The sequence below is a fragment of the Bradyrhizobium centrolobii genome (assembly GCF_001641635.1).
Taxonomy (GTDB): Bacteria; Pseudomonadota; Alphaproteobacteria; order Rhizobiales; family Xanthobacteraceae; genus Bradyrhizobium; species Bradyrhizobium centrolobii.
Window position 1 is genome coordinate 12855 of sequence record NZ_LUUB01000122.1, and the last position, 22457, is coordinate 35311.

Genomic DNA, 22457 nt, shown 5'->3' on the forward strand with positions numbered 1-22457 from the left:
TGCAGGGGACGGGCCCGGCGTCGACTGTGTGCTCGGCAGCCAAGCCGCTCCGGCCGAGCTGATCTCGGCGTGCAGCACTATCATCGACCAGACCTCAAATCCTACGTCCGACCGCGCATCGGCGCTGCTGGTTCGTGCCGATGCCAATGCGCGAACCTCCGGCGGCCAGACCTCGGCCCTCCGGGATATCGACCGCGCCATCGCGCTCGACGGCAGGAATGCGCGCGCCTGGCGTCTGCGCGGCGAGCTGCTGCGCGAGGCCGGCGGCGATCTGAACCGCGCTGCGGCCGATTTCAGCAAGGCGATCGAGGTCGATCCGCAGGATGCGGAAGCCTACGAACTGCGCGGCGTCGTCTACACCAACCAGCGCCGGCTTGACCGCGCGCTCGCCGATTACGACCAGGCGATCAAGCTGAAGCCGGACTATGCGCAGGCCTGGTCCGACCGCGGCGTGACTTTCTATCTCGCCGGCGAGAACGAGAAGGCGATCAAGGATTTCGACGAGGCGCTGCGGCTCGATCCGAAGCGGCCGCGCACCTACACCAATCGCGGCGCTGCCTACAAGAAGCTCGGCCAGCTCGACAAGTCGGTCGCCGACGACAGCGAGGCGATCAAGCTCGATCCGAAAGTGCCGGAATATTACGACAATCGCGGCCTCTCGCTGGCCGCGATGGGCGAGTACGACAAGGCGATCGCCGATTACGACCAGGCGCTGCGGCTGACGCAGCGGCCGAACTTCTTCACCAACCGCGGCGATTCCTACCAGCTCAAGGGCGAACTTGGCGCGGCGCTGAGCGACTACGAAGCCGCGCTAAAACTCGATCCGAATTTCGCGCAGACCTATAACAACCGCGCGGTGCTCTACAAGAAGATGGGCGAGCGCAAAAAGGCGCTGGCCGACTACGAAACCGCGCTGCGGCTCGACCCCGGCAACGAGAATGCCGCCGACGGTCGCCGTACCACGATGGCGGAGATCGCCAAATTCGGCGACGAGCCGCGGCGTCCCCTGGCCGCGAATTCCGGCAACGGCCCGTCCTTTGATTGCGCCGCGGCGAAGCGCGAGGTCGAGAAGGTGATCTGCGCCGATCCGCAGTTAGGGATGCTCGATCGCCAGATCGCCGAGACGTATGAGCGGGTTTTGAAGTCCGCGAACCGGCGCTCGGCCAGCGACCTGCGCAAGACCCAGCGCGATTTCCTCGCCACCCGCAACGCCAGCTTCGGCCGTCCGGGCTACGATCTGAGAAAGGTCATGCAGGATCGCCTGCAGCGGCTGAATGCGATGGACAGCTGACGAGCGTTCGACGCTCGCCCTCTTCGCCTCTCCCCGCCTGCGGGGAGAGGCCGGAATTTGCGAGCAAATTCCGGGTGAGGGGGAGCCTCCGCACGTCCAACTGTCACCGTGATTGTGGATGCAGCCCCCACCCAACCGAGCGAAGCTCGTCGCGACCCCGTAAGAACGGGGAGAGGGAGCGCACGCGCCGGTAGCGCCGTCATCTCACCCAGCCGAGCGCGCTCTCCTCCGAAAAACCCATCCTTTTCAGCTTGAACCGCGCCCCGTTCCCGGGAAAATACCCGCCAAACAAGGCCGGCACTTGATCCGGGTCATGGCGGGACGGCTGTCCTGTCACAAGGTCAATGCCAGGCGAATAAAGGGAACGGGAGCGCGGTATGAACGTCCAGGGAAAGAGTCCTTATCACGAGGTCTATGCGCGCTCGCTCGCCGATCCGGAGGGCTTCTGGGCCGAGGCTGCGAAGGAGATTGACTGGATCGAGCCGCCGAAAAAGATCTTCGATTCGACCCAGGGAACCTACGGGCACTGGTTCACCGGCGGCGTCGTCAACACCTGCTACAACGCGCTCGACCGCCATGTCGAACGCGGCCGTGCGGACCAGGTCGCGCTGATCCATGATTCGCCGCTGACGGGCAGCATCAGGAAATTCACCTATGCCGAACTCCTGAACGAGGTGCAGGCGCTCGCCGCCATCATGCAGGATTTCGGCGTCACAAAGGGCGACCGCGTCATCCTCTATATGCCGATGGTGCCGGAAGCCGTGGTCGCGATGCTCGCCTGCGCCCGCATCGGTGCCGTGCACAGCGTGGTGTTCGGCGGCTTTGCCGCCAAGGAGCTGGCCACCCGCATCGACGACGCCCAGCCAAAACTGATCCTGTCGGCAAGCTGCGGCATCGAGCCCGGCCGCATCGTGCAGTACAAACCGTTGCTCGACGAGGCGATCAGACTTGCCAGCAGCAAGCCGAAGGCGTGCATCATCCTGCAGCGTCTCCAGCTCATCTGCGACCTGACGCCCGGCCGCGATTACGACTGGGCGAGCCTGCGCCGCAAGGCGATGAACGACGGCAAGCAAGCGCCTTGCGTGCCGGTCGCCGCCACCGATCCGCTTTACATCCTCTACACCTCGGGCACGACCGGCATTCCCAAGGGCGTCGTGCGCGACAATGGCGGTCATCTGGTTGCGGTGAAATGGTCGATGTTCAATCTCTACGGCGTCAAGCCCGGCGAGGTCTGGTGGTGCGGCTCCGACATCGGCTGGGTGGTCGGCCACAGCTACATCATCTACGGGCCGCTGCTGCATGGCGCGACCTCGATCATGTATGAGGGCAAGCCGGTCGGCACGCCCGATGCTGGCGCTTTCTGGCGCGTGATCTCAGAGCACAAGGCGGTTGCCTTCTTCACCGCGCCGACCGCGTTCCGCGCGATCAAGAAGGAGGATCCGGACGGCAAGTTCATCCGGCAGTACGATCTCTCCAAATTCCGCACGCTGTTCCTCGCCGGCGAGCGCGCCGATCCACCGACGGTGGAATGGGCGGAAGCGCACTTGAAGGTGCCGGTCATCGATCACTGGTGGCAGACCGAGACCGGCTGGTGCATCGCCGGCAATCCGATTGGCCTCGGCATGCTGCCGGTGAAGCACGGCTCGCCGACCGTGCCGATGCCGGGCTATCAGGTCGACGTGGTGGATGAAGCGGCCAAGCCCGTGGCCGCCAACACCATGGGGTCGATCGTCATCAAGCTGCCGATGCCGCCGGGCTGTCTGCCGACGCTGTGGAATCAGGACGCGCGGTTCAAGGAAGCTTATCTCACCGAATTTCCCGGCTACTACAAAACCTCCGATGCCGGTTACAAGGACGAGGACGGTTACGTCTGGGTCATGGGCCGCACCGACGACATCATCAATGTCGCCGGCCATCGGCTCTCGACCGGCGGCATGGAGGAGATTTTGGCCTCGCACCAGGATGTCGCCGAATGCGCCGTGCTCGGCATCAAGGATGCGATCAAGGGCGAGGTGCCCTGCGGCTTCCTGGTGCTCAAAGCGGGCGTGAAACGGCCGCCTGCCGAGATCGAGAAGGAGATCGTCGCGCTGGTCCGCGACAAGCTCGGGCCCGTTGCCGCCTTCAAGCTCGCCGTTACTGTCGGCCGCCTGCCGAAGACGCGCTCCGGCAAGATCCTGCGCGGCACCATCAAGAAGATCGCCGACGGCGAGCCCTGGACCATGCCGGCGACGATCGAGGACCCCAAGGTGCTGGATGAGATCGGCGACGCGCTGAAGGGGAGGGTGTGACGCGGCAGGCGTCCTGCTAACTGGGCGCGAAGCCGCTGCAGCAATCCTCGCTGTCATCACCAGCGAAAGCGGGTGATCCAGTATTCCAGAGGCGGTGAGGGATGCGGAGAGGCCGCGGCGTACTGGATTCCCCGCTTTCGCGGGGAATGACCGCGAATGGAAACCCGGCCTTGCGGACTTACATTTTCCGCATTCCGCGCTACACAGTGCCTGCCAACAGAGGATCCTTGATGCCATCCGTCACTGCGTTGCGCCTTCTCGCCGCCACACTGCTTGCCGTCGCTCTCTCCGCGTGCTCGGCGCGCTACCAGACGCCGGTGGCGATGGGCGGTGACGACGACGATGCGGTTTGCCAGAGCCGCGGCTATGCGGCCGGTTCGCCGGAATACGTCGCCTGCCGCAAGGACCGCGACGTCCAGCGCAACGCCGCCATCGCCCGCGCCGACCGCCGCCAGCGCGACCTCGGCGAATACATGCTGAACCATCCGGAGCGGCCGTAAGCCGTCCCGGTCTACGGAGGCCGTCATGAACGAAGACCAGTTCAACACCAGCCTGCGTAAATTCCTGAAGCAAGTCGGCGTCACCTCGCAGCGCGAGATCGAGAAGGCCGTGCGCGACGCGATCGCGGCGGGCCGGATCAAGGGCCATGAGAAGCTCAACGCGAAGATGGTGCTGACGATCGACAGCGTCGGACTCGTCCACGAGGTCAACGACACAATCGAGCTGGGCTGATTTGCCGCTCGCGCGGATACTTCCTCAGCGTCGTCCCGGCGAAGGCCGGGACCCATACCGCGGAATCTATCGGTTGCGGGCGGTAGGCGTACCGAACGACGAGTCTTCGCCAAACTGCTTCCTGGGGTTATGGGGCCCGACCTTCGCCGGGACGACACCGAAGGACGTGGTGCCTTCCTTCGCTTTGCGACTGACAAAATAAAAACGCGGCGGGTTGGCCCGCCGCGTTCAAACCGGATTCGAAAGCGAACCGAGAGAGGAGACTTACTCCTCCTCGTCCTGCTTCTTGCCGCCGAGCGTCTTCAGCTTGGCGAAGACGGCATCGACGTTGAGGTCGTCGCTTCCCTTCTCGGCCGGCTCGAACTCGTCCTTCTTGGTGGTCTCGGAAGCCGGCAGCAGGGTGGCGCCGCCATAGGCTGCGTCGATCGGCTTTTCCTTGGCCGCGCGCGCCACCTCGAAATCGAGCTCGATCTGCGAGCAGAGGCCGAGTGTGACCGGGTCGATCGGCGTCAGTGCGGACGTGTTCCAATGGGTGCGGTCGCGGACGCTGGCGATTGTGCTCTTGGTCGTGCCGACCAGGCGCATGATCTGGGCGTCCTTCAATTCGGCGTGGTTACGCAGCAGCCAGAGAATGGCGCTCGGGCGCTCGTGGCGGCGCGAGACCGGCGTGTAGCGCGGGCCCTTCCGCTTGGGCTGGGGCGGCAGCACCACCTTGCTCTCCTGGAGGCGGAGGCGGTAGTCCGGGTTGTTCTCGCCCCTCTCGATCTCCTCGCGGGTCAATTGGCCGTTGGAAATCGGGTCCATGCCCTTGATGCCCTGGGCGGCGTCGCCGTCGGCGATCGCGCGCACCTCGAGGGGGTGCATCTTGGTGAAGTCGGCGACCTGGTCGAAGGTCAGCGCCGTATTATCGAGCAGCCAGACGGCGGTCGCCTTGGGCATCAGAGGTGCATTGCTCATGGCAAATCTCCTTTGTGCTTCGCCCACCCCTTTGGAGGCGAAACCGGTGGTCATCAGCGATGACTGGGAATTCGCGCTATATAAGCCGTGAGGGGGCATTTACGCAATGGTTCTGCTATAGATAGTGCCTTGACAGCGCCTGAAAGGGGGCCCAAGTCCCTGTTAAAGTCCGAGCAGACCGTACCTAAGCCCTAATCCCATCCATCGACCGGCCCCGGCCTTTTGCCCGAGGGGTGATTCGGTCCCGAGATCGCTTCATGTCAGCCAAACCAGACCTCAAGATCGTGCTTTGTTCTCCCCGCGGCTTCTGCGCGGGCGTGGTGCGGGCCATCGACACCGTGGAACGGGCGCTCGATAAGTACGGCGCCCCCGTCTATGTTCGCCACGAGATTGTGCACAACAAGTATGTCGTCGACGGGTTGAAGAAGAAGGGCGCCATTTTCGTCGAGGAACTGGCCGAGATCCCGGAAAACACCACCGCGCCGGTGGTGTTCTCGGCCCACGGCGTGCCGAAATCGGTTCCGGCCGACGCCCAGTCCCGCAACCTGTTTTCGCTGGACGCGACCTGCCCGCTGGTGACCAAGGTGCACCGCGAGGCCGCGATCCACTTCAAGCGCGGCCGCGAGATCTTCCTGATCGGCCATTCCCATCACCCCGAGGTGGTCGGCACGCTTGGCCAGCTTCCGCCCGGCGCTGTGACGCTGATCGAGACCGCCGAGGACGCCAAGACCATCACGCCGAAGGATCCGAACAACCTCGCCTTCGTGACCCAGACCACGCTGTCGATCGACGACACCGCGGAGATCGTGGCGCTCCTGAAGGAGCGCTTCCCGAACATCAACGGGCCGCACAAGGAAGACATCTGCTACGCCACCACCAATCGCCAGCTCGCGGTGAAGAAGGTGGCGCCGGTGGTGGACGCGCTGATCGTTGTTGGCGCGCCGAACTCGTCGAACTCGCAGCGCCTGCGCGAGGTCGCCGAGCGTGAGGGCTGCAAGGTCGCGGTGCTGGCGCAGCGCGCCGCCGACATCGACTGGAATAAATTCGGCGACATCAGCAGCCTCGGCATCACCGCAGGCGCGTCCGCGCCTGAAGTGATCGTCGAGGAGATCATGGACGCTTTCGCCGAACGCTACACGCTGCATGTGGAGACGGTCTCGGCCGCGGAAGAGAACGAATTCTTCCCGCTGCCGCGCTCGGTGCGCCCTGAAGCTGCTGCCGAGTAGCTTTTTATGGCGGTCTACACCGACGTTGCCGCCGACGAGCTAGCGGAATTCCTGAATCAATACGATCTCGGCGATTTGCTTTCCTACAAGGGCATCGCCGAGGGCGTCGAAAACTCCAACTTCTTGCTGCACACCAGCAAGGGCTCGTTCATCCTCACGCTCTATGAGAAGCGTGTGGAGCGGAACGACCTGCCGTTCTTTCTCGCGCTGATGACGCATCTCGCCGAGCACGGCATCAACTGTCCGCTGCCGGTGAAGGGCAGGGACGGTGAGGCGCTGCGCGAGCTCGCAGGGAGGCCCGTGGCGATCATCACGTTCCTCGAAGGCGTCTGGCCGCGCAAGCCGAACGCCATGCATTGCGCCGGGGTCGGCGAAGTGCTGGCGAAGATGCATCTGGCCGGCGCCAATTTCGCGATCCGGCGCGTCAATGCGCTTTCGGTCTCCGGCTGGCGGCCGCTGTTCGATCAGGCCGCGGCCCGCGCCGACGATGTGCAGCCGGGCCTGCGCGCGTTTCTCGCCGCCGAGCTCGGCCATCTCGAGAGCGGCGTCTGGCCGACGAATCTGCCGGAGGGCGTGATCCACGCCGACCTTTTCAACGACAACGTCTTCTTTCTCGGCGACCAGCTCTCGGGGATCATCGACTTCACCTTCGCCTGCAACGACATGCTGGCCTACGATATTGCGATCTGCCTGAACGCCTGGTGCTTCGAGGCGGATCATTCCTTCAACGTCACCAAGGCGCGGGCCTTCCTGAATGCTTATGGTCGCGTGCGGAAACTGACCGAGGCGGAAGAGGCCTCGCTGCCGTTGCTGGCGCGCGGCGCGGCGATCCGTTTCCTGCTGACGCGACTTGTCGACTGGCTCAACGTGCCGCCCGGCGCGCTGGTCAAGCCCAAGGACCCGCTGGAATATGTCCGCAAGCTGCGCTTCCACCAGAGCGTCTCGAGCGTGCGCGACTACGGGCTGATGCCGTCAGGATTGGTCGCGTGAGCGAACTTCCCAAGGTCACCATCTATACGGACGGCGCCTGCTCCGGAAATCCCGGGCCCGGCGGCTGGGGCGCGATCCTGAAGTTCGGCGACAAGGAGAAGGAGCTTAACGGCGGCGAGCGCCACACGACCAACAACCAGATGGAGCTGATGGCGGCGATTTCGGCGCTCGAAGCGCTGAAGAAGCCGTGCACCGTCGATCTCTACACCGACAGCCAGTATGTCCGCCAGGGCATCACCGGCTGGATCCATGGCTGGAAGCGCAACGGCTGGCGCACCGCCGACAAGAAGCCAGTGAAGAATGTCGAGCTATGGCAGCGCCTCGACGCCGCGCTGAAGCAGCACCAGGTCCGCTGGCACTGGGTCAAGGGCCACGCCGGCCACCCCGAGAATGAGCGCGCGGATCAATTGGCGCGCGATGGAATCGCGAAGGCGAGGTTGCAGCAGAGGGTGACGGAGTAGGGCGAACGCTCCTCTTTCCACCCGTCATGGCCGGGCTTGACCCGGCCATCCACGTGCCGCCACGCCCTCAGGTGTCATCGCCCGGCTTGACCGGGCGATCCAGTACGCCGCGGCGGTCGTTGTGAATCCCGAAGCCTCTGGAATACTGGATGCCCCGCTTTCGCGGGGCATGACACCGTCAGATGTGACTGAAAGCGGTGGCCGCCTTACAGCTGCCCCAGCAGCGTATCGCCACCCGACACCTCGACCTTGCCGGGCATCGCCTCGAGGTTCAGCTTCTTCACCACGCCGTCGTCGACCAGCATCGAGTAGCGTTTGGAGCGGATGCCGAGGCCGTTGGCGGAGGCGTCCAGCTCCATGCCGATCGCCTTGGTGAAGTCGGCGTTGCCGTCGGCGAGGAAGGTTGCCTCGTCGCGCTGGTCGGTGTCGCGCTTCCAGGCGTTCATCACGAAGGCGTCGTTGACGGAGACGATCGCGATGGTGTCGACGCCCTTGTCCTTGATGGCATAGGCGTTGAGGAAGATGCTCGGCAGATGCATCTTGTGGCAGGTGCCGGTGTAGGCGCCGGGCACCGCGAACAGCGCCACCTTCTTGCCCTTGAAGATATCGTCGGTTGTCTTCACCTGCGGACCTTCCGCCGTCATCACGCGGAATTTTGCCTCGGGCAGCTTGTCGCCAACTTGGATCGCCATCGTCAGTCTCCCTGGAAATCGGTTCCGCTTTGTAGACCGCCCCGCCGTGCCGCACAATATTTCCAATGAGCCAGGCAGCGAAGGTTGCGGCTCTTCACCGTGATGTCATCAGCCGGCAAAGCCGCCACCGTCGAGGAATGCCTGTTCTTCCGCCGTGGTCTCGCGCCCGAGGACGCGGTTGCGATGAGGGAAGCGGCCGAACCGGCGGATGATGTCGGCGTGCTCCTCGGCGTATTTCAGGTTTTCGACGTTGTCGGTATTCCGAAACAGCGCGACGCAATCGAGCTGGTCGGGCAGGTGCTCGGAATGCTCGAAGGGCAGGTAGAAGAACTCACGCAAGGTCGGATCGATCCGCTTGTCCGCGCCGCGGGCGAGCGCGCGGCGGGCCACCTCACGCGCGAGCGCGTCGCTGGAAAACATCATGGGATCGCCGCGGAACATGTTGCGGGGGAACTGGTCGAGCATGATGACGAGCGCCAGTGCGCCGTCGTCGCTCGCCTCCCAGGATGACAGCTCCCCGGCAGCCGCTTTGCCCCACAGCTCCAGAAAGCGGCCGCGAATCTCGGCATCGAACGTGTCGTCGCGCTTGTACCAGCGGTCGCGGCCGGCCTCGCGCCAAAACGCGAGAATGCCGGCCGGTCGGGTGTCGGCTACTTCAGTCATGGACGAAAGCGGCGCGGCCTACGCCGCCTCCGCCTTCTTCTCGTCGCGCAACTGCCGGCGCAGGATCTTGCCGACATTGGTCTTCGGCAAATCGGTGCGGAATTCGATGTGCTTGGGCACCTTGTAGCCGGTGAGCTGCTCCTGACAGAACTTGATCACGTCGTCCGCCGTGAGGTTCGGGTCCTTCTTCACCACGAAGGCCTTCACCGCCTCGCCGGACTTGGAATCGGGGATGCCGATCACGGCGCATTCGAGTACGCCCGGATGGCTCGCGATCACTTCCTCGATCTCGTTCGGATAGACGTTGAAGCCGGAGACCAGGATCATGTCCTTCTTGCGATCGACGATCTTGGTGTAGCCCTTCTCGTCCATCACGCCGATGTCGCCGGTGCGGAAATAGCCGTCCGCGGTCATCACCTTGGCAGTCTCCTCCGGCCTGTTCCAGTAGCCCGACATCACCTGCGGACCCTTGGCGCAGATCTCGCCCGCCTGGCCGAGTGGCACTTCGTTGCCGTCGTCGTCGCGGATCGAGATCCAGGTCGAGGGCACGGGAATGCCGATCGAGCCGGAGAACTCGGTCGTGGTCGCCGGATTGCAGGTGAGGGTCGGCGCGGTCTCCGACAGGCCGTAGCCTTCAGCGATGAAGCAGCCGGTCACCGCCCTCCACTGCTCGGCAACGGGGCGCTGCACCGCCATGCCGCCGCCGTTGGATATCTTCAGCTTGGAGAAGTCGAGCTTCTTGAAGTCGGGGTGATGCATCAGGCCGTTGTAGAGCGTGTTTACGGCCGGGAAGCTGTTGACCTGATACTTCGCCAGCTCCTTGACGAAGCCGGCGATGTCGCGCGGATTGGGGATCAGGAGGTTGCAACCGCCGGCGCGCACCGCGAGCAGGTAACAGGCTGTCAGTGCGAAGATGTGGTAGAGCGGCAGCGCGCAGACGATCAGGAGCTGTTCGATGTGCGGCGGTGCGTTGAGCGCCGGCTGCAGCCAGGCATCGTTCTGCAGCACGTTGGCGACGATGTTACGGTGGAGCAGGGTGGCGCCCTTGGAGACGCCGGTGGTGCCGCCGGTATATTGCAGGAAGGCGACGTCGCCCGGCGACAGTTTTGGCCTGTTGAACGTGATGCCGCGGCCGGCCGATAACGCCTCGTTGAAAGGCACCGCACCCGGCAGCGACCAGGCGGGCACCATCTTCTTCACGCGGCGGACGACGAGATTGACGATCACGCCCTTGAGGCCCAGCAGATCGCCCATGCTGGCGACGATGACGTGCTTCACCGGCGTCTTCGCGATCACCTGCTGGACGGTGTGCGCGAAATTCTCCAGGACGATGATGGCTTCGGCGCCGGAATCCTTGAGCTGGTGCTCGAGCTCGCGCGGCGTGTAGAGCGGGTTGACGTTGACCACGGCAAAACCCGCGCGCAGCACGGCGGCGGTCGCGACCGGATATTGCAGCACGTTCGGCATCATGATCGCGACGCGTGCACCACGTTGCAGGCCGCGGCCTTGCAGGTAGGCCGCAAGCGCCAGCGACATCTGGTCGAGGTCGCGATAGCTGATCGCCTTGTCCATGCAGATGAAGGCTTTGCGGTCGGCGAACTTGGTGAAGCTCTCCTCCAACAGGTCGACCAGCGATGCGTATTGCGTCGGCTCGATATCAGCGGGCACGCCGGGCGGATATTGCTTGAGCCAGATGCGCTCCATGGAAACTCCCCTCCTTCATTAGAGCCCGTTGTGTCTCGGGCTTGCCTCATTGCCGGCAGTATCGAGCCTGCCGGAACCGGTGGCAAGCCGCTGAGGCTTAGGGCAAAGGGCGGAGGGAGGCTACTGGAATCGTCGCAAACCGCGCTGCCGCACCTGCGAAGTACTGATGCCGCGTCGCCTGCCGTTCCGTTAACTTAGCTGTTGTTGGGCGCCGGCTTGGGCTTGGTGGCCGCCTTGGGTTTGGCGGGCTTGGCCGCCTGATCGCCGCTGGAGGCCGACTTCTCCGTGGGCTTTGCCGCCGCATCGGACTTGGCCGCGGCATGCTTGATCGCGGCCGGCTTCGCTGCGGTCTTGGTGCCACCCTTCGCATCGGACTTCGCATTAGACTTCGCATCAGACTTGGCATCCGACTTTGCGGCCGCCGTCTTGGCGTTCTTGCCAGCGTCCTTGTTTCCATCGGTGGGCTTGTCGGTTGCGTCAGGCTTCTTGGCCGCGACGCGCGACTTCTTGCCACGTGCCTTCGGCGTTGCCTGCTGGTCGGCATCGGCGGCAACTGCAGCGATCAGCGCAGCGCCGGTGCGGGTTGGGCCGGTATAGACCGGCACGGGCTCGACGGCTGCCGCGGCCGAGGCCATAAGGTCCGAAGCCTTCATCAGGGGCGGTTGAATCCCGGCGGTGAAGAACGTCACCTGGGCTTCGCCGCCGGTGGCCGAGGCCGATCCGGTCGGCCCGGCGCTGGTCGCGATCATCGCATCGTCGTCGTCGCTCGCGGGCCGCTTGCGGTGGCCGCCGCACATCTCCTCGCGCAGGTTCGGCGGTGAGGCGTCGACCGGCACGAGGTTCTCGACGGTGCCGAGCGAGGGGCGCAGCCACGACAGATTGTCCTGCGAGAAGCCGCGCTCGAGGAGCTGCGCCGCCTTCACCGCGCGCGCGGTGCCGGAGTTGGCACCGAGCACCACCGCGATCAGGCGCCGGCCGTTGCGCGTGGCGGAGGCCACGAGATTGTAGCCGGAGGCGCAGATGAAGCCGGTCTTGAACCCGTCAGCGCCGGGATAGCGGCCGATCAGCTTGTTGAAATTCGGCGTGACGCGCTTGCCGAAGCGGATCGCCGGGATGTGTACGAAGTACTCGTACTCCGGCAAGTCGCGCAGGAACGCGCGCGCGAGGATGCCGAGATCGCGCGCCGAGGTGATCTGGCCGTCGGCGGGCAGGCCGTTCGGATTGACGTAGCTCGTCTGCGTCATGCCGAGCTTCTGCGCGGTCTGGTTCATCATCGCGGAGAAGCCGTCGATCGAACCGCTGACGCCTTCGGCGAGCACCACGGCCATGTCGTTCGCCGACTTGACCATCATCATCTTCAGCGCGTTGTCGACGGTGAGCTGTGTTCCTGGGCGGAAGCCCATCTTCGACGGCGACTGCGAGGCCGCCGTCGGCGAGACCGTGAACAGCGTGTCGAGCGTGATCTTGCCGTCCTTGACCGCCTTCAACGTCACGTAGGCGGTCATGATCTTGGTGACGGACGCCGGGTACCAGGGGATCGTCGCGTTATCCGCCTGCAACACCTTGCCGCTGTTGGCCTCGATCAGGAGCACCGCTTCGGCATTTGCCGCGCGAGGCGCGAGCAGCGCGGCAAGCGCGAGCGCAGCAGCGAACAGGTTCAACAGGGAATGGCGAAGCAGCGGGCGAAAAGCGTGCACTATCCGATTCCGGTCGTTGGAGACCCGCCGACTTCCGACGGCTCTCGTGATCTGAGTTTCGGGTTTGAAATCCGGCGCCGCCGCTCGCGGCATCGCAAACCTATACCGGCTCGTGCGTCGAGAACAGGGGTCTTGGCGGGGTATTCAGCAAGGAAATAGGCTGAATTTCGACGGCCCTAAGGGGACTTGGCCGCCGACCCCGCAGCCTCCGCCGCCGTCATGCTGGCGCGTGCGGTCTCCTGCACCATGAACTGGGCCTTGGCGAGTTCGGCAAAATGGCCGCCTTTGGCCACGAGTTCATCGAAGGTTCCGCTTTCGATCACCCGGCCATTCTCGAACACCAGGATCCGTGTGGCATTGCGGACGGTGGAGAGGCGGTGGGCAATCACGAAGGTGGTGCGGCCCTTCATCACTTCATCGAGAGCGGCGTTCACCTTGGCCTCGGTGACGGCGTCGAGCGCGCTGGTCGCCTCGTCCAGGATCAGGATCGGCGGATCCTTGAGCAGCGCGCGCGCGATCGACAGCCGCTGCCGCTCGCCGCCGGAGAGCATGCGGCCGCGTTCGCCGGCATTGGTCTCGAAGCCGCCGCTGCGCCCGATGAACTCGAGCGCCTGGGCGCGCTCGGCGGCAAGGCGCAGCTCCGCTTCCGTCGCGTCGGGCTTGCCGACGAGCAAATTCTCCGCGATCGAGCGGTTGAACAGCAGCGCCTCCTGGAACACGACGCCGATGTTCCGCCGCAGCGATGTCAGCGTGATGCCGCGCACGTCCATGCCGTCGATCTTGATGAAGCCGGATTGCGGATCGAAGGCGCGATGCAGGAGCGCGATCGCGGTGGATTTGCCTGCGCCGGTCGGGCCGACCAGCGCGATGCTCTGGCCGGGCAGCGCGGTGAAGGAGAGATCCTCGACCGCCGGCCGCTTGCCGTCATAGGAGAAGGTGACGTCGTGGAATTCGACGAGGCCGGACAGTCGTCCGGCGTCGATCGCGTCGGGCCGGTCGTGAACCGCGGGCACGGCGTCGAGCACGTTGAAGAACTCGCGCAGGCGCGGCGCCTCCATGAACACGTTGTTGATAAAGCTCACGACCTGCTCGAGCTTCTGGATCAGAAGCGTTGCGAAGCTCACGAACATCACGATCTCGCCGACGGTGGTGAGTCCCTGGTCGTGCAGCGCGATGCCCAGCGTGAAGATCGCGAGCACGGTGATGGTAGTGGAGGCGCGCGTGATTACGGTGACCAGCGCCCACCAGGACAGCACCGGCATTTGGGCCGCGAGGAGCTGGTCGGCAACGAAGCGCAGCCCTTGCACCTCGGATTCGACGCGCACAAAACTCTGCACCAGCGCGACGTTGCCGAGTGCGTCGGAGGCGCGGGCGGAGAGGTCGCTGTAGTGCTCCTCGACGGCCATCTGCATGCCGTAGGTCCTGCGCACGACGAAGGTCGTCAGGCCCGTGAAGACGATGCAGAGCACGAACAAGAGGATCGCGAGCCGCCAGTTCAGATAGAGCGACAGCGGCAGCAGCACCACGACCGAAAGGATCGCGGCGAAATGCTCGCGGAAGAAGCCGAGCCACAGCCGCCACAGCGCATCGGTGCCGTTCAGCATCACCTTCATCAGCCGGCCCGAATGGGTGCCGGAGTGGAAAGTCAGCGGCAGTTGCAGGATGTGCTCGAAATAACTCGTCAGCACCGCCTGGCGCTGGCGGTGGGCGAGCCGGTCGGCATGCAGCGCAACAAGTGCACTGCAGACGATGGTGAACAGGCCGAACGCGACCCAGGCCCAAAGGAACGGCCAGGCCGAGGTCGAGCCGGCCACCGCCTTGCCCGAGAGCACATCGACGATGCGGCCGAACAGCACTGGCTCGGCGAACTGCGCGCCCGCAAGCATGAGATTGGCGACCGCGAGCATCCAGCCCAGCCGCGCCTCTTTGCCGAGCAGCTCAAGGACGCGGGTGTAGAGGCGGAGGATGGACATGCGGACGATGAACTCGGGCGGATCTGAGTCCGTATTCTAAATCAGGGATCGCGCGTGAGATACAGCGGAAGCTTCCAATTTTACTCAATTGATCAGCCGCCCCTCAACCGGCGGCAGGAACTGCGCGTCGAAGATATCGCCCGCCGTCGGGCGCTTGTGGAATTTGAAGTCCTGCGCGATCTGTTCGATCGAACGCTCGAGGCGCGCCGGATCGACGCCGCCGAGGCCGTTTCGCCTGACCTCGTCGGTCAAGACGTTGTCGGCGAGCACCGTGCGCAGGCGTTCGAGCTCGAGGTCGCGGTCGCCGTTCTCCATGCGGCCCACGACCTCCTCCACCGCGCGCGCCGGCTCCTTCACGGTTGCGCTGACGCCGGCGATCAGCGCGCGCACGAAGCCTTTCACCGAGTCCGGCTTCGCCGCAGCGAAGGCTGGATTGGCCACGACGGCAAAGCCGTAGGCTTCGCAGCCATAGTCGGCGTAGCGCAGCACGGCGAGATCGTTCCCGGGCACGCCGCGGTCGCGCAGGTTCACCGCCGAAAGATAGGTGAAGCCCGCCACCGCATCGACCTGCCCGGCGGAGAGGATCGGTTCGCGCACCGCCGCGCTCATCTTGTAGAATTTCACATGCGAGGTGTTGATGCCGTTCTGCTGCGCGAGCGCCGGCCACAGACGGATCGACAGATCGCTGTCGGCAACGCCGACGGTCTTGCCGTCGAGATCGGATGGCCTCTCGATGCCGCGGCTCTTGCGCGCGACGATCGCGTAGGGCGCGCGGTTGAACAGCACGAACACCGCCGTGACCGGCGCCGCATTGGCATTGTCGCGAAAGCGGATCAACTCGTTGATGTCGACGAGCGCGAGATCGCTGTCGCCTCTGGCGATGCGCGCAAGCGCCGCCGGCGATCCGGCTGCGCTGTTGAAGGAGACGGCGAGATGCTCGGCGGCGAACCTGCCATCCCTCATCGCCACGTAGAACGGCGCCATGCTCGATTCGATGGGACGGTCGAAGGTGAACTGGACTGCAACGGATGGCGTGGCGGTTTCGGCCGCCCTGACGTCGCGCGCAGCCAGCGCTGACAACGCGATCGTGAGCGCGAGCAGGCCGCGAAGGGCGATTGTCCTGAGTCCGAACATCGGCGGCGCCGGTCCCGCATTTGTTATGGTTTGGTGACGCTTGTCTGACGACGGTTGGAGCGCCGGCTCGGAGCCATCGTGGAGGATCGAACATGAACGGCGGATGAGCGGGGGTTGCGTCACGATTACGCAACCCCGTTCAGCATGTGTTGGGGTTGGGGAACCCAACATGGGACGCGGGGGTTTGAAGAGGCATGAGCCTGTCCGCAGGCATTATTGGAGGTCCCGAACCATGTTTGACCGAGTTTCAAGATTCGCCGGTCGCAAGGCCGTGCTCGCCACTGCGGCTGTGCTGGCCCTGACCACCGTCGCACCCTCGGCCTCGTTCGCGGGCGGCCGCCACTGGCACGGCGGCGGCGGAGCGGCTGCCGCCGCGGCCTTTGCCGGCATCGTCGGCACCGGCCTCGCGATCGCAGCATCCCGCAACGCCTATGCCTATGACTACGGTCCGGCCTATTACGGCGGCGGTCCCGCCTATTATGGCGGCCCCGTCTATTACGGCAGCGGCCCCTATTACGGTCCGGGCCCGGACTATCAGACGCAGCGCTACGGCGGCACGGCGCCGTCCGAGCTCTGCGGTCAGGGCTATTTCACGAACTGCTATTAGCCTTGGCTACCAAAGGTTGACCACAACAGGCCGTCGTGCTTGCCGCGGCGGCCTGTTTTTTGGTTCTACTATCGGACGTTAACGCGCTCGCCATTGATTTAGAGTAGTTTTGAGTACATGAGTGATTCGCTTGAGCGGCTATATCTGGCTGTGCTCGCGGCCAGAGATCTCGATCCGGAAACGTCACGCACGGCCCGGCTGTTTCAGCGCGGGCCAGCCAAGATGGCGAAGAAGCTGGCTGAGGAGGCCATCGAGGTCGTCATCGACGCGGTCCACGGCGATAGCGAAGCCGTGATCAGGGAAAGCGCCGATCTGCTCTACAATCTCACCGTGCTCTGGGTGTCGGCCGGCGTGCGCCCCGACGACGTCTGGCGCGAGATGGCGCGGCGGGAGGACATGCTCGGCATCGCCGAGAAGCTGCCGAAGTCGTCGATGAAGCTGCCCAAGGTCGCCTCACCGCGCGTCGCCGCCGGGCGGCCAATTGTCGCGCTCGAGGGGCGTGGCGCGCGCAAACGCCACTAAAATCGGCACAAATCGGCCCAATCTTGCCATGGACAAATCCGTCCTATGGTGCTTCATCGCGGCGCCATGCTGAAACGTATCTACGACTGGTGCATCGACGCCGCCCACAGGCCCTACGCGCTCTGGATCATGGGCGCGGTGGCTTTCGCTGAAAGCTCCTTCTTCCCAGTCCCGCCGGATGTGATGCTGATTCCGATGTCGCTGGCGCGCCCACAGCGCGCCTGGGTCTATGCGACGGTCTGCACCGCGACCTCGGTGCTCGGCGGCATCCTGGGCTATGCTATCGGTGCGCTGCTCTATGACTCGGTCGGCCACTGGCTGATCCAGGCCTATGGCCTCGGCGACAAGGTCGATGCTTTTCGCGCTTCTTATGCCGAATGGGGCGCGGTGATCATCCTGCTCAAGGGGTTGACGCCGATCCCCTACAAGCTCGTCACCATCACCTCGGGCTTTGCCGGTTACAATATCGGGCTCTTCATCCTGTGCTCGATCGTGGCGCGCGGCGGACGCTTCTTCATCGCCGCCGTGCTGCTCAACCGCTATGGCGACTGGATCCGCGTCAGGATCGAGCGGCATCTCGGCCTATGGGTGACGATCGGCGCCGCCGTGCTGGTGCTGGGCTTCGTGATCGCGGTCAAGCTGATCTAGATGTGAGCTTTCAGGAGGTTGTCCATTCGGCCCTGACCGAGGAAGCTGAGGTTGCTGAAGCTTCAGATTCCGAGGGGAGAACCGAATGGACACCCATAAGAATGCGCCCATGACGCCGAAAGGTCGAGAGGCCATGGTGCGTTTTGTGATCGAGGGCGGGCAAAGCAAGGCTGCCGCGGCCCGTCAGTTCAACACCACGGCGAAGACGGTTGCCAAATGGGTAAAACGCTTCCGCTCGGAAGGTGTGGACGGTTTGCGGGATCGCCCCTCACGGCCTCATTCATTGCCAAGCCAAACCCCGCTTGCCACGTGCACTGCGATCGAGATGTTGCGCCGGCAGCGCCACACCGGCAAGCATATTGCCGCCCAGGTTGGGGTGTCGGCGGCAACCGTCAGCCGGATTCTGCGGCGGTTGGGTCTCAACAGGCTCGCAGCGCTGGAGCCGGCCGAGCCGATCCGGCGTTATCAGCGCGAGAACCCGGGCGAACTGATCCACATCGACATCAAAAAGCTCGGCAAGTTCAAGCGGATCGGCCATCGCATCACCGGCGATCGCACCGGCCAGAGCAACCTGCGTGCGCGCGGCCAGGGTCCAGGTTGGGAATACGTCCATGTCTGCATCGACGATGCTTCCCGGATCGCCTTCAGCCAGGTCATGAAGAACGAGAAAAGGGGATGCGCGGTCGCCTTCCTCAAGGCGGCAGTCGCCTACTATGCGAACCTGGGCGTGACGGTCGAGCGGGTCATGACCGACAACGGCTCGTGCTACAAATCCTTCGCTTTCCAGAAGGCCTGCAAGCGTCTCGGCCTCAAGCACATCCGCACCAAGCCATACACCCCCAAGACCAATGGCAAGGCCGAGCGCTTCATTCAGACCAGCCTGCGCGAGTGGGCCTACGCGCAAGCCTACAACACCTCAAAAGAACGCGCCGCCGAGCTGCCACGATGGCTGCACCGCTACAATTGGCATCGCCCTCATGGCAGTCTAGATTCAAAGCCACCCATCAGCAGGCTTGGTCTAACCGGGAACAACCTCTTGAGGCTCCACATCTAGAGCATGACCCGGACCCGAAGGGCCGCGTTGGCGCAAAGTGTGAAGCGGTTTTCCCACGCGACAAATGCGGAATGCGTTTGCGCGGAGATCATGCTCAAACAATAACCTAAAGCGCGATGACGATTCATCCCGATCTCATCGCGCTTTAGCGCGCGAGGCGCTTTGCCGCCGCGCCGGCTTCGGCTACGGTTGCGCCATGATGGTTCGATCCGGCAACCCGGTGACGCGACTTGGGGTGCTCGCGACTGCGGTGCTGCTGCTCCTGGCCGGGCCCGGACGGGCACAGTCGGCGGCTCCTGCGCCGTCGCTCGGCCTTCAGGAGGCCGGGCCGCAGGCTACGCCGCCGCCATCGACCCCGGCTCCGCCAGCGCGCGAGGAGAATCCGGGCCTGATCAACGAAATGGGCAAGCTGTTCGACAGGCTGCCCTCGATCCTGCCGCCGCTGAAAAGCCCGAGCGAGACCATGAACGATCTGTCGCGCATGGCAAAGCCGTCGACCATGGTGTCGGGGCGCGTTGCCTGCCCGGCTTCGGTGAACGGCGCGCCGGACTGCAGGCAGGCCGCAGATCAACTCTGCCAGAGCAACGGCTATCGCGAAGGCAGGAGCCTGAACGCCGATTCCGCCGAAAAGTGCTCGGCCAAGGTCCTGATCCCAGGCTGGCCGCGCAAGCCGGATGACTGCCGCACCGATACTTTCGTGACCAGCGCGCTGTGCCAGAATTAAAGGCGATGACGCCGCGCGCGAGCAACAAGGAGCGCCCATGAGCCGCACGGAGCAGGACTTCCTCGGACAGCGTGAGATCGCCGACGACATCTACTACGGGGTCCAGACCATCCGCGGGAAGGAGAACTTCCACATCACCGGCATTCCGATGAGCCAGGAGCCCTACTTCGTGAAGGCGCTCGGCTACGTCAAGAAGGCCGCGGCCATGGCCAACCGCGATCTCGGCGCGATCGACGGCAAGGTCGCCGACGCGATCGTCCTGGCCTGCGACCGCGTGATTGCCGGCGACATGATGAACCAGTTCGTCACCGATTTCATCCAGGGCGGCGCCGGCACCTCGACCAACATGAACGCCAACGAGGTGATCGCCAACCTCGCGCTGGAATCGCTCGGCTTTGCGAAGGGCGACTACCAGCATGTCAGCCCCAACGACCACGTCAATTACGGCCAGTCCACCAACGACACCTATCCGACCGCTTTTCGCCTCGCGCTGATCCTGCGGCTCGAGAGCTACATGACGGCGCTGCGTCAGCTTCAGGCGGCCTTCTTCACCAAAGGCCGCGAGTTCGACCGCGTGCTGAAGATGGGCCGCACACATTTGCAGGACGCCGTGCCGATGTCGCTCGGCGCCGAATTCCGCGGCTGGGGCACCACCATCGGCGAGGAGGTTGAGCGCATCTCGGAGGCGCGCGCGCTGCTGCGCGAGATCAATCTCGGCGCCACCGCGATCGGCACCTCGGTCACCGCAGCGCCCGGCTATCCGAAGCTTGCCGTCCGGCACCTGAGCGCGCTGACCGGCGTCGACTTCGTGCTTGCGGGCGATCTCGTCGAGGCGACATCCGACACCGGCGCCTATGTGCAACTGTCCGGCGTCCTGAAGCGCACCGCGAGCAAGCTGACGAAGATCTGCAACGACATCCGTCTGCTCGCCTCGGGCCCGCGTGCCGGCTTGAACGAGATCAACCTGCCGCAGCTTCAGCCGGGCTCGTCGATCATGCCCGGCAAGGTCAATCCGGTGATCCCGGAGGTCGTCAATCAGACGAGCTTCCTCGTGATCGGCCTCGACACCACGGTGACGCTCGCCGCCTCCGCCGGCCAGCTCCAGCTCAACGTGATGGAGCCGGTGATCTCGTTCGCGCTGTTCTTCTCGATCCGCACCATGGAGCGCGCGGTCAACAGCCTGCGCGAAAACTGCGTGCTCGGCATCACCGCCAATGAAGAGCACACCCGCAACATGGTGCTCAACTCGCTCGGCATCGTCACCGTGCTGAAGCCGCTGCTCGGCTACAAGCAATGCGCTGAGATCGCGCGCGAGGGCTACAAGTCGGGTAAAACGCTGCACCAGATCGTGGTGGTCGAGCGCAAGCTGCTGACGCAGGAGAAGTGGGACGAGATGTTCTCGTTCGAGCGGCTGATCAATCCTGATTTGATTGCGTGAGCGTTCATCACGCGCAGTACCTGTCATTCCGGGGCGCGCGAAGCGCGAACCCGGAATCCATCGCGCCGTTCGCTCTGAGGCACGATGGATTCCGGGCCTGCGCCTGTCGTCGCATCCCCATTGCGCAATTGCGCAATGTGGAATGACGGAGGGGGAGGCTGCGCGCGCGACTTCGCCAAAATTCACCTCCCTGCGAGAGAGGTGAAGTACACTGCTGCCTCAGGCGTAGTGAATTCCGCACCTTGGAATTGCGGTAATGGCGTCCGCGGAGCGGCGTGAAAACGCAATACTTGACAGTGGAAAGATTGCCTTGTTGGTATGGCGCCAGGCCGTCAATTTGTCCGCCACTAGAGGATCGTTTCGCTATGTCCATGCCTGCCTTGTTCAAGGGGCGCCTGTCGATCCCCGTGATCGGCTCGCCGCTCTTCATCATCTCGGTGCCCGATCTCGTGATCGCGCAGTGCAAGGCGGGCGTGGTCGGCTCGTTTCCGGCGCTGAACGCGCGGCCGCCGGAGCTGCTCGATGAGTGGCTGGCGCGGATCACCGAAGAGCTCGCGGCCTATGACCGCGCCCATCCCGAGCGCCCGTCCGCGCCGTTCGCGGTCAACCAGATCGTGCACAAGTCGAACAACCGGCTCGATCACGACATGCAGCTCTGCGCCAAGTACAAGGTGCCGATGATCATCTCCTCGCTCGGCGCGCGCGAGGAGCTCAATCAGGCGGTGCACGGCTGGGGCGGCATCGTCTTCCACGATGTGATCAACCAGAAGTTCGCGCGCAAGGCGATCGAGAAGGGCGCCGACGGCCTCATCCTGGTCGCGGCCGGCGCCGGCGGCCATGCCGGCACGATCTCGCCGCTCGCCTTCGTCGCGGAAACGCGCAAGTGGTTCGACGGCCCGATCGCGCTGTCGGGGGCGATCGCCAACGGCAAGGCGATCCGCGCCGCGCGTATTCTCGGCGCCGACTTCGCCTATATCGGCTCCGCCTTCATCGCCACGCAGGAGGCGAACGCGGTCGAGCGCTACAAGGAGATGATCGCGGGCTCGACGGCCGACGACATCGTCTATTCCAACCTCTTCACCGGCGTGCACGGCAATTATCTGAAACCCTCGATCCTCGCTGCCGGCATGGATCCGGAAAACCTGCCGACCTCCGATCCCTCCAAGATGAACTTCGGCACCGACGCCTCCGGCGAGCGCGCCAAGCCGAAGGCCTGGAAGGAGATCTGGGGAAGCGGCCAGGGCATCGGCAGCATCGAGAAGATCGTGCCCGCCGCCGAGCTGATCGCACGTTTCAAGAAGGAATATGACGAGGCCGTCGATCCGCCGTTGTGATGAGGGGTTAGCGTAGCTGGCCTACGTCTCATCTGTCGTCCCGGACAAGCGCAGCGGAGCGGAGCGCAGATCCGGGACCCATATGTGGACGGCCCCCGTGGCACAAGAGCTTTGTGAGGTTTGATCGGATCGCTTGCGTCCATATGTCCGGCCTGTTGGTGCGGCGTGTTGGGTCGCTGGCCAAGATGGTTTCCGCGACGCGAGTTCCAATCAACCACGCGACCTCGTTCGGCCGATGGGTCCCACGGATTTGCTCGCATCTTTGAACGATCGATCGCACCATCTCCTTTGCTCTTGCAGCTCCGGTTCGGCCGGTGGGCTA

General features: G+C 64.4%; 20 protein-coding genes and 1 pseudogene. 14 read left to right on the forward strand and 7 right to left on the reverse strand.

Going from position 1 to position 22457, the window contains the following annotated elements; all coding sequences use genetic code 11:
- The 4 genes and pseudogenes from AYJ54_RS43465 to AYJ54_RS43480 form a co-directional block, all read left to right on the forward strand.
- Positions 1-1291: pseudogene (locus AYJ54_RS43465) on the forward strand (tetratricopeptide repeat protein); the annotation flags it as partial.
- A gap of 377 nt (positions 1292-1668) precedes the next feature.
- Positions 1669-3579 (forward strand): propionyl-CoA synthetase, encoded by a 1911-nt coding sequence (locus AYJ54_RS43470; protein WP_063708628.1) that lies wholly within the window; start codon positions 1669-1671, stop codon positions 3577-3579.
- Between the two features lie 230 nt (positions 3580-3809).
- Entirely contained in the window at positions 3810-4079 is a 270-nt protein-coding gene (locus AYJ54_RS43475; protein WP_063708647.1) for a hypothetical protein, read from the forward strand.
- A 25-nt stretch (positions 4080-4104) separates the two neighbouring features.
- Positions 4105-4311, forward strand: a complete 207-nt coding sequence (locus AYJ54_RS43480; protein ID WP_063708629.1) for a DUF6494 family protein — start codon at positions 4105-4107, stop codon at positions 4309-4311.
- 264 nt (positions 4312-4575) lie between these two features.
- Here AYJ54_RS43480 and AYJ54_RS43485 read toward each other — a convergent pair whose 3' ends face one another.
- A complete protein-coding gene (locus AYJ54_RS43485; RefSeq protein ID WP_063708630.1) occupies positions 4576-5268 on the reverse strand; it encodes a DUF1013 domain-containing protein in 693 nt (230 codons plus the stop codon).
- Positions 5269-5525: 257 nt separating this feature from the next.
- Between AYJ54_RS43485 and ispH the strand changes: the two genes are divergently transcribed.
- From ispH to rnhA, 3 genes are read left to right on the forward strand one after another with little or no spacing between them, the layout of a single operon-like run.
- On the forward strand, positions 5526-6494 hold the full coding sequence (ispH, locus tag AYJ54_RS43490) for a 4-hydroxy-3-methylbut-2-enyl diphosphate reductase (RefSeq protein ID WP_063708631.1): 969 nt from the start codon (positions 5526-5528) through the stop codon (positions 6492-6494).
- Positions 6495-6500: 6 nt separating this feature from the next.
- Positions 6501-7484, forward strand: coding sequence for a homoserine kinase (locus AYJ54_RS43495; RefSeq protein WP_063708632.1), 984 nt, complete (start codon positions 6501-6503; stop codon positions 7482-7484).
- Positions 7481-7945: a ribonuclease HI gene (gene rnhA, locus AYJ54_RS43500; RefSeq protein ID WP_063708633.1), complete on the forward strand. Its 465-nt coding sequence runs from the start codon at positions 7481-7483 to the stop codon at positions 7943-7945. The genes AYJ54_RS43495 and rnhA overlap by 4 nt, the downstream gene beginning before the upstream one ends.
- A gap of 206 nt (positions 7946-8151) precedes the next feature.
- Here the strand turns inward: rnhA and AYJ54_RS43505 are convergent, their stop codons facing one another.
- From AYJ54_RS43505 to AYJ54_RS43530, 6 genes are all read right to left on the reverse strand, one after another.
- A complete protein-coding gene (locus AYJ54_RS43505) occupies positions 8152-8637 on the reverse strand; it encodes a peroxiredoxin (protein WP_063708634.1) in 486 nt (161 codons plus the stop codon).
- Between the two features lie 108 nt (positions 8638-8745).
- Positions 8746-9300, reverse strand: coding sequence for a DUF924 family protein (locus AYJ54_RS43510; RefSeq protein WP_063708635.1), 555 nt, complete (start codon positions 9298-9300; stop codon positions 8746-8748).
- Between the two features lie 18 nt (positions 9301-9318).
- Positions 9319-11004, reverse strand: coding sequence for a long-chain fatty acid--CoA ligase (locus AYJ54_RS43515; protein WP_063708636.1), 1686 nt, complete (start codon positions 11002-11004; stop codon positions 9319-9321).
- Positions 11005-11198: 194 nt separating this feature from the next.
- Positions 11199-12701: a D-alanyl-D-alanine carboxypeptidase family protein gene (locus AYJ54_RS43520; RefSeq protein ID WP_063708637.1), complete on the reverse strand. Its 1503-nt coding sequence runs from the start codon at positions 12699-12701 to the stop codon at positions 11199-11201.
- A 176-nt stretch (positions 12702-12877) separates the two neighbouring features.
- Positions 12878-14674, reverse strand: coding sequence for a glucan ABC transporter ATP-binding protein/ permease (locus AYJ54_RS43525; RefSeq protein WP_063708638.1), 1797 nt, complete (start codon positions 14672-14674; stop codon positions 12878-12880).
- Between the two features lie 84 nt (positions 14675-14758).
- Positions 14759-15808, reverse strand: coding sequence for an ABC transporter substrate-binding protein (locus tag AYJ54_RS43530; protein WP_063708639.1), 1050 nt, complete (start codon positions 15806-15808; stop codon positions 14759-14761).
- Positions 15809-16040: 232 nt separating this feature from the next.
- On the opposite strand from AYJ54_RS43530, the gene AYJ54_RS43535 reads away from it, so the two are divergent.
- From AYJ54_RS43535 to AYJ54_RS43565, 7 genes are all read left to right on the forward strand, one after another.
- Positions 16041-16415, forward strand: a complete 375-nt coding sequence (locus AYJ54_RS43535) for a hypothetical protein (RefSeq protein ID WP_063708640.1) — start codon at positions 16041-16043, stop codon at positions 16413-16415.
- Between the two features lie 117 nt (positions 16416-16532).
- Positions 16533-16937, forward strand: a complete 405-nt coding sequence (gene hisE / locus AYJ54_RS43540; RefSeq protein WP_063708641.1) for a phosphoribosyl-ATP diphosphatase — start codon at positions 16533-16535, stop codon at positions 16935-16937.
- A 45-nt stretch (positions 16938-16982) separates the two neighbouring features.
- Positions 16983-17585 carry a YqaA family protein gene (locus AYJ54_RS43545; RefSeq protein ID WP_082906124.1) on the forward strand — a complete coding sequence of 201 codons (603 nt, stop codon included), beginning with the start codon at positions 16983-16985 and terminating at the stop codon, positions 17583-17585.
- 85 nt (positions 17586-17670) lie between these two features.
- Positions 17671-18639, forward strand: coding sequence for an IS481 family transposase (locus AYJ54_RS43550; RefSeq protein WP_063708642.1), 969 nt, complete (start codon positions 17671-17673; stop codon positions 18637-18639).
- A gap of 196 nt (positions 18640-18835) precedes the next feature.
- Positions 18836-19363 (forward strand): hypothetical protein, encoded by a 528-nt coding sequence (locus AYJ54_RS43555; RefSeq protein ID WP_063708643.1) that lies wholly within the window; start codon positions 18836-18838, stop codon positions 19361-19363.
- A gap of 37 nt (positions 19364-19400) precedes the next feature.
- Complete coding sequence (locus AYJ54_RS43560; protein ID WP_063708644.1) at positions 19401-20801, forward strand: aspartate ammonia-lyase; 1401 nt, start codon at positions 19401-19403, stop codon at positions 20799-20801.
- Positions 20802-21166: 365 nt separating this feature from the next.
- Positions 21167-22135 (forward strand): NAD(P)H-dependent flavin oxidoreductase, encoded by a 969-nt coding sequence (locus tag AYJ54_RS43565; RefSeq protein WP_063708645.1) that lies wholly within the window; start codon positions 21167-21169, stop codon positions 22133-22135.
- Positions 22136-22457 lie beyond the last annotated feature (322 nt).

Excerpts from the sequence above, each read along its gene's own strand:
- AYJ54_RS43470 (WP_063708628.1), top strand. The coding sequence starts at position 1,669 with ATGAACGTCCAGGGAAAGAGTCCTTATCACGAGGTCTATGCGCGCTCG.
- AYJ54_RS43475 (WP_063708647.1), top strand. The coding sequence starts at position 3,810 with ATGCCATCCGTCACTGCGTTGCGCCTTCTCGCCGCCACACTGCTTGCC.
- AYJ54_RS43480 (WP_063708629.1), top strand. The coding sequence starts at position 4,105 with ATGAACGAAGACCAGTTCAACACCAGCCTGCGTAAATTCCTGAAGCAA.
- AYJ54_RS43485 (WP_063708630.1), bottom strand. The coding sequence starts at position 5,268 with ATGAGCAATGCACCTCTGATGCCCAAGGCGACCGCCGTCTGGCTGCTC.
- ispH (WP_063708631.1), top strand. The coding sequence starts at position 5,526 with ATGTCAGCCAAACCAGACCTCAAGATCGTGCTTTGTTCTCCCCGCGGC.
- AYJ54_RS43495 (WP_063708632.1), top strand. The coding sequence starts at position 6,501 with ATGGCGGTCTACACCGACGTTGCCGCCGACGAGCTAGCGGAATTCCTG.
- AYJ54_RS43505 (WP_063708634.1), bottom strand. The coding sequence starts at position 8,637 with ATGGCGATCCAAGTTGGCGACAAGCTGCCCGAGGCAAAATTCCGCGTG.
- AYJ54_RS43510 (WP_063708635.1), bottom strand. The coding sequence starts at position 9,300 with ATGACTGAAGTAGCCGACACCCGACCGGCCGGCATTCTCGCGTTTTGG.
- AYJ54_RS43515 (WP_063708636.1), bottom strand. The coding sequence starts at position 11,004 with ATGGAGCGCATCTGGCTCAAGCAATATCCGCCCGGCGTGCCCGCTGAT.
- AYJ54_RS43525 (WP_063708638.1), bottom strand. The coding sequence starts at position 14,674 with ATGTCCATCCTCCGCCTCTACACCCGCGTCCTTGAGCTGCTCGGCAAA.
- AYJ54_RS43530 (WP_063708639.1), bottom strand. The coding sequence starts at position 15,808 with ATGTTCGGACTCAGGACAATCGCCCTTCGCGGCCTGCTCGCGCTCACG.
- AYJ54_RS43535 (WP_063708640.1), top strand. The coding sequence starts at position 16,041 with ATGTTTGACCGAGTTTCAAGATTCGCCGGTCGCAAGGCCGTGCTCGCC.
- hisE (WP_063708641.1), top strand. The coding sequence starts at position 16,533 with ATGAGTGATTCGCTTGAGCGGCTATATCTGGCTGTGCTCGCGGCCAGA.
- AYJ54_RS43545 (WP_082906124.1), top strand. The coding sequence starts at position 16,983 with ATGGTGCTTCATCGCGGCGCCATGCTGAAACGTATCTACGACTGGTGC.
- AYJ54_RS43550 (WP_063708642.1), top strand. The coding sequence starts at position 17,671 with ATGGACACCCATAAGAATGCGCCCATGACGCCGAAAGGTCGAGAGGCC.
- AYJ54_RS43555 (WP_063708643.1), top strand. The coding sequence starts at position 18,836 with ATGATGGTTCGATCCGGCAACCCGGTGACGCGACTTGGGGTGCTCGCG.
- AYJ54_RS43560 (WP_063708644.1), top strand. The coding sequence starts at position 19,401 with ATGAGCCGCACGGAGCAGGACTTCCTCGGACAGCGTGAGATCGCCGAC.
- AYJ54_RS43565 (WP_063708645.1), top strand. The coding sequence starts at position 21,167 with ATGTCCATGCCTGCCTTGTTCAAGGGGCGCCTGTCGATCCCCGTGATC.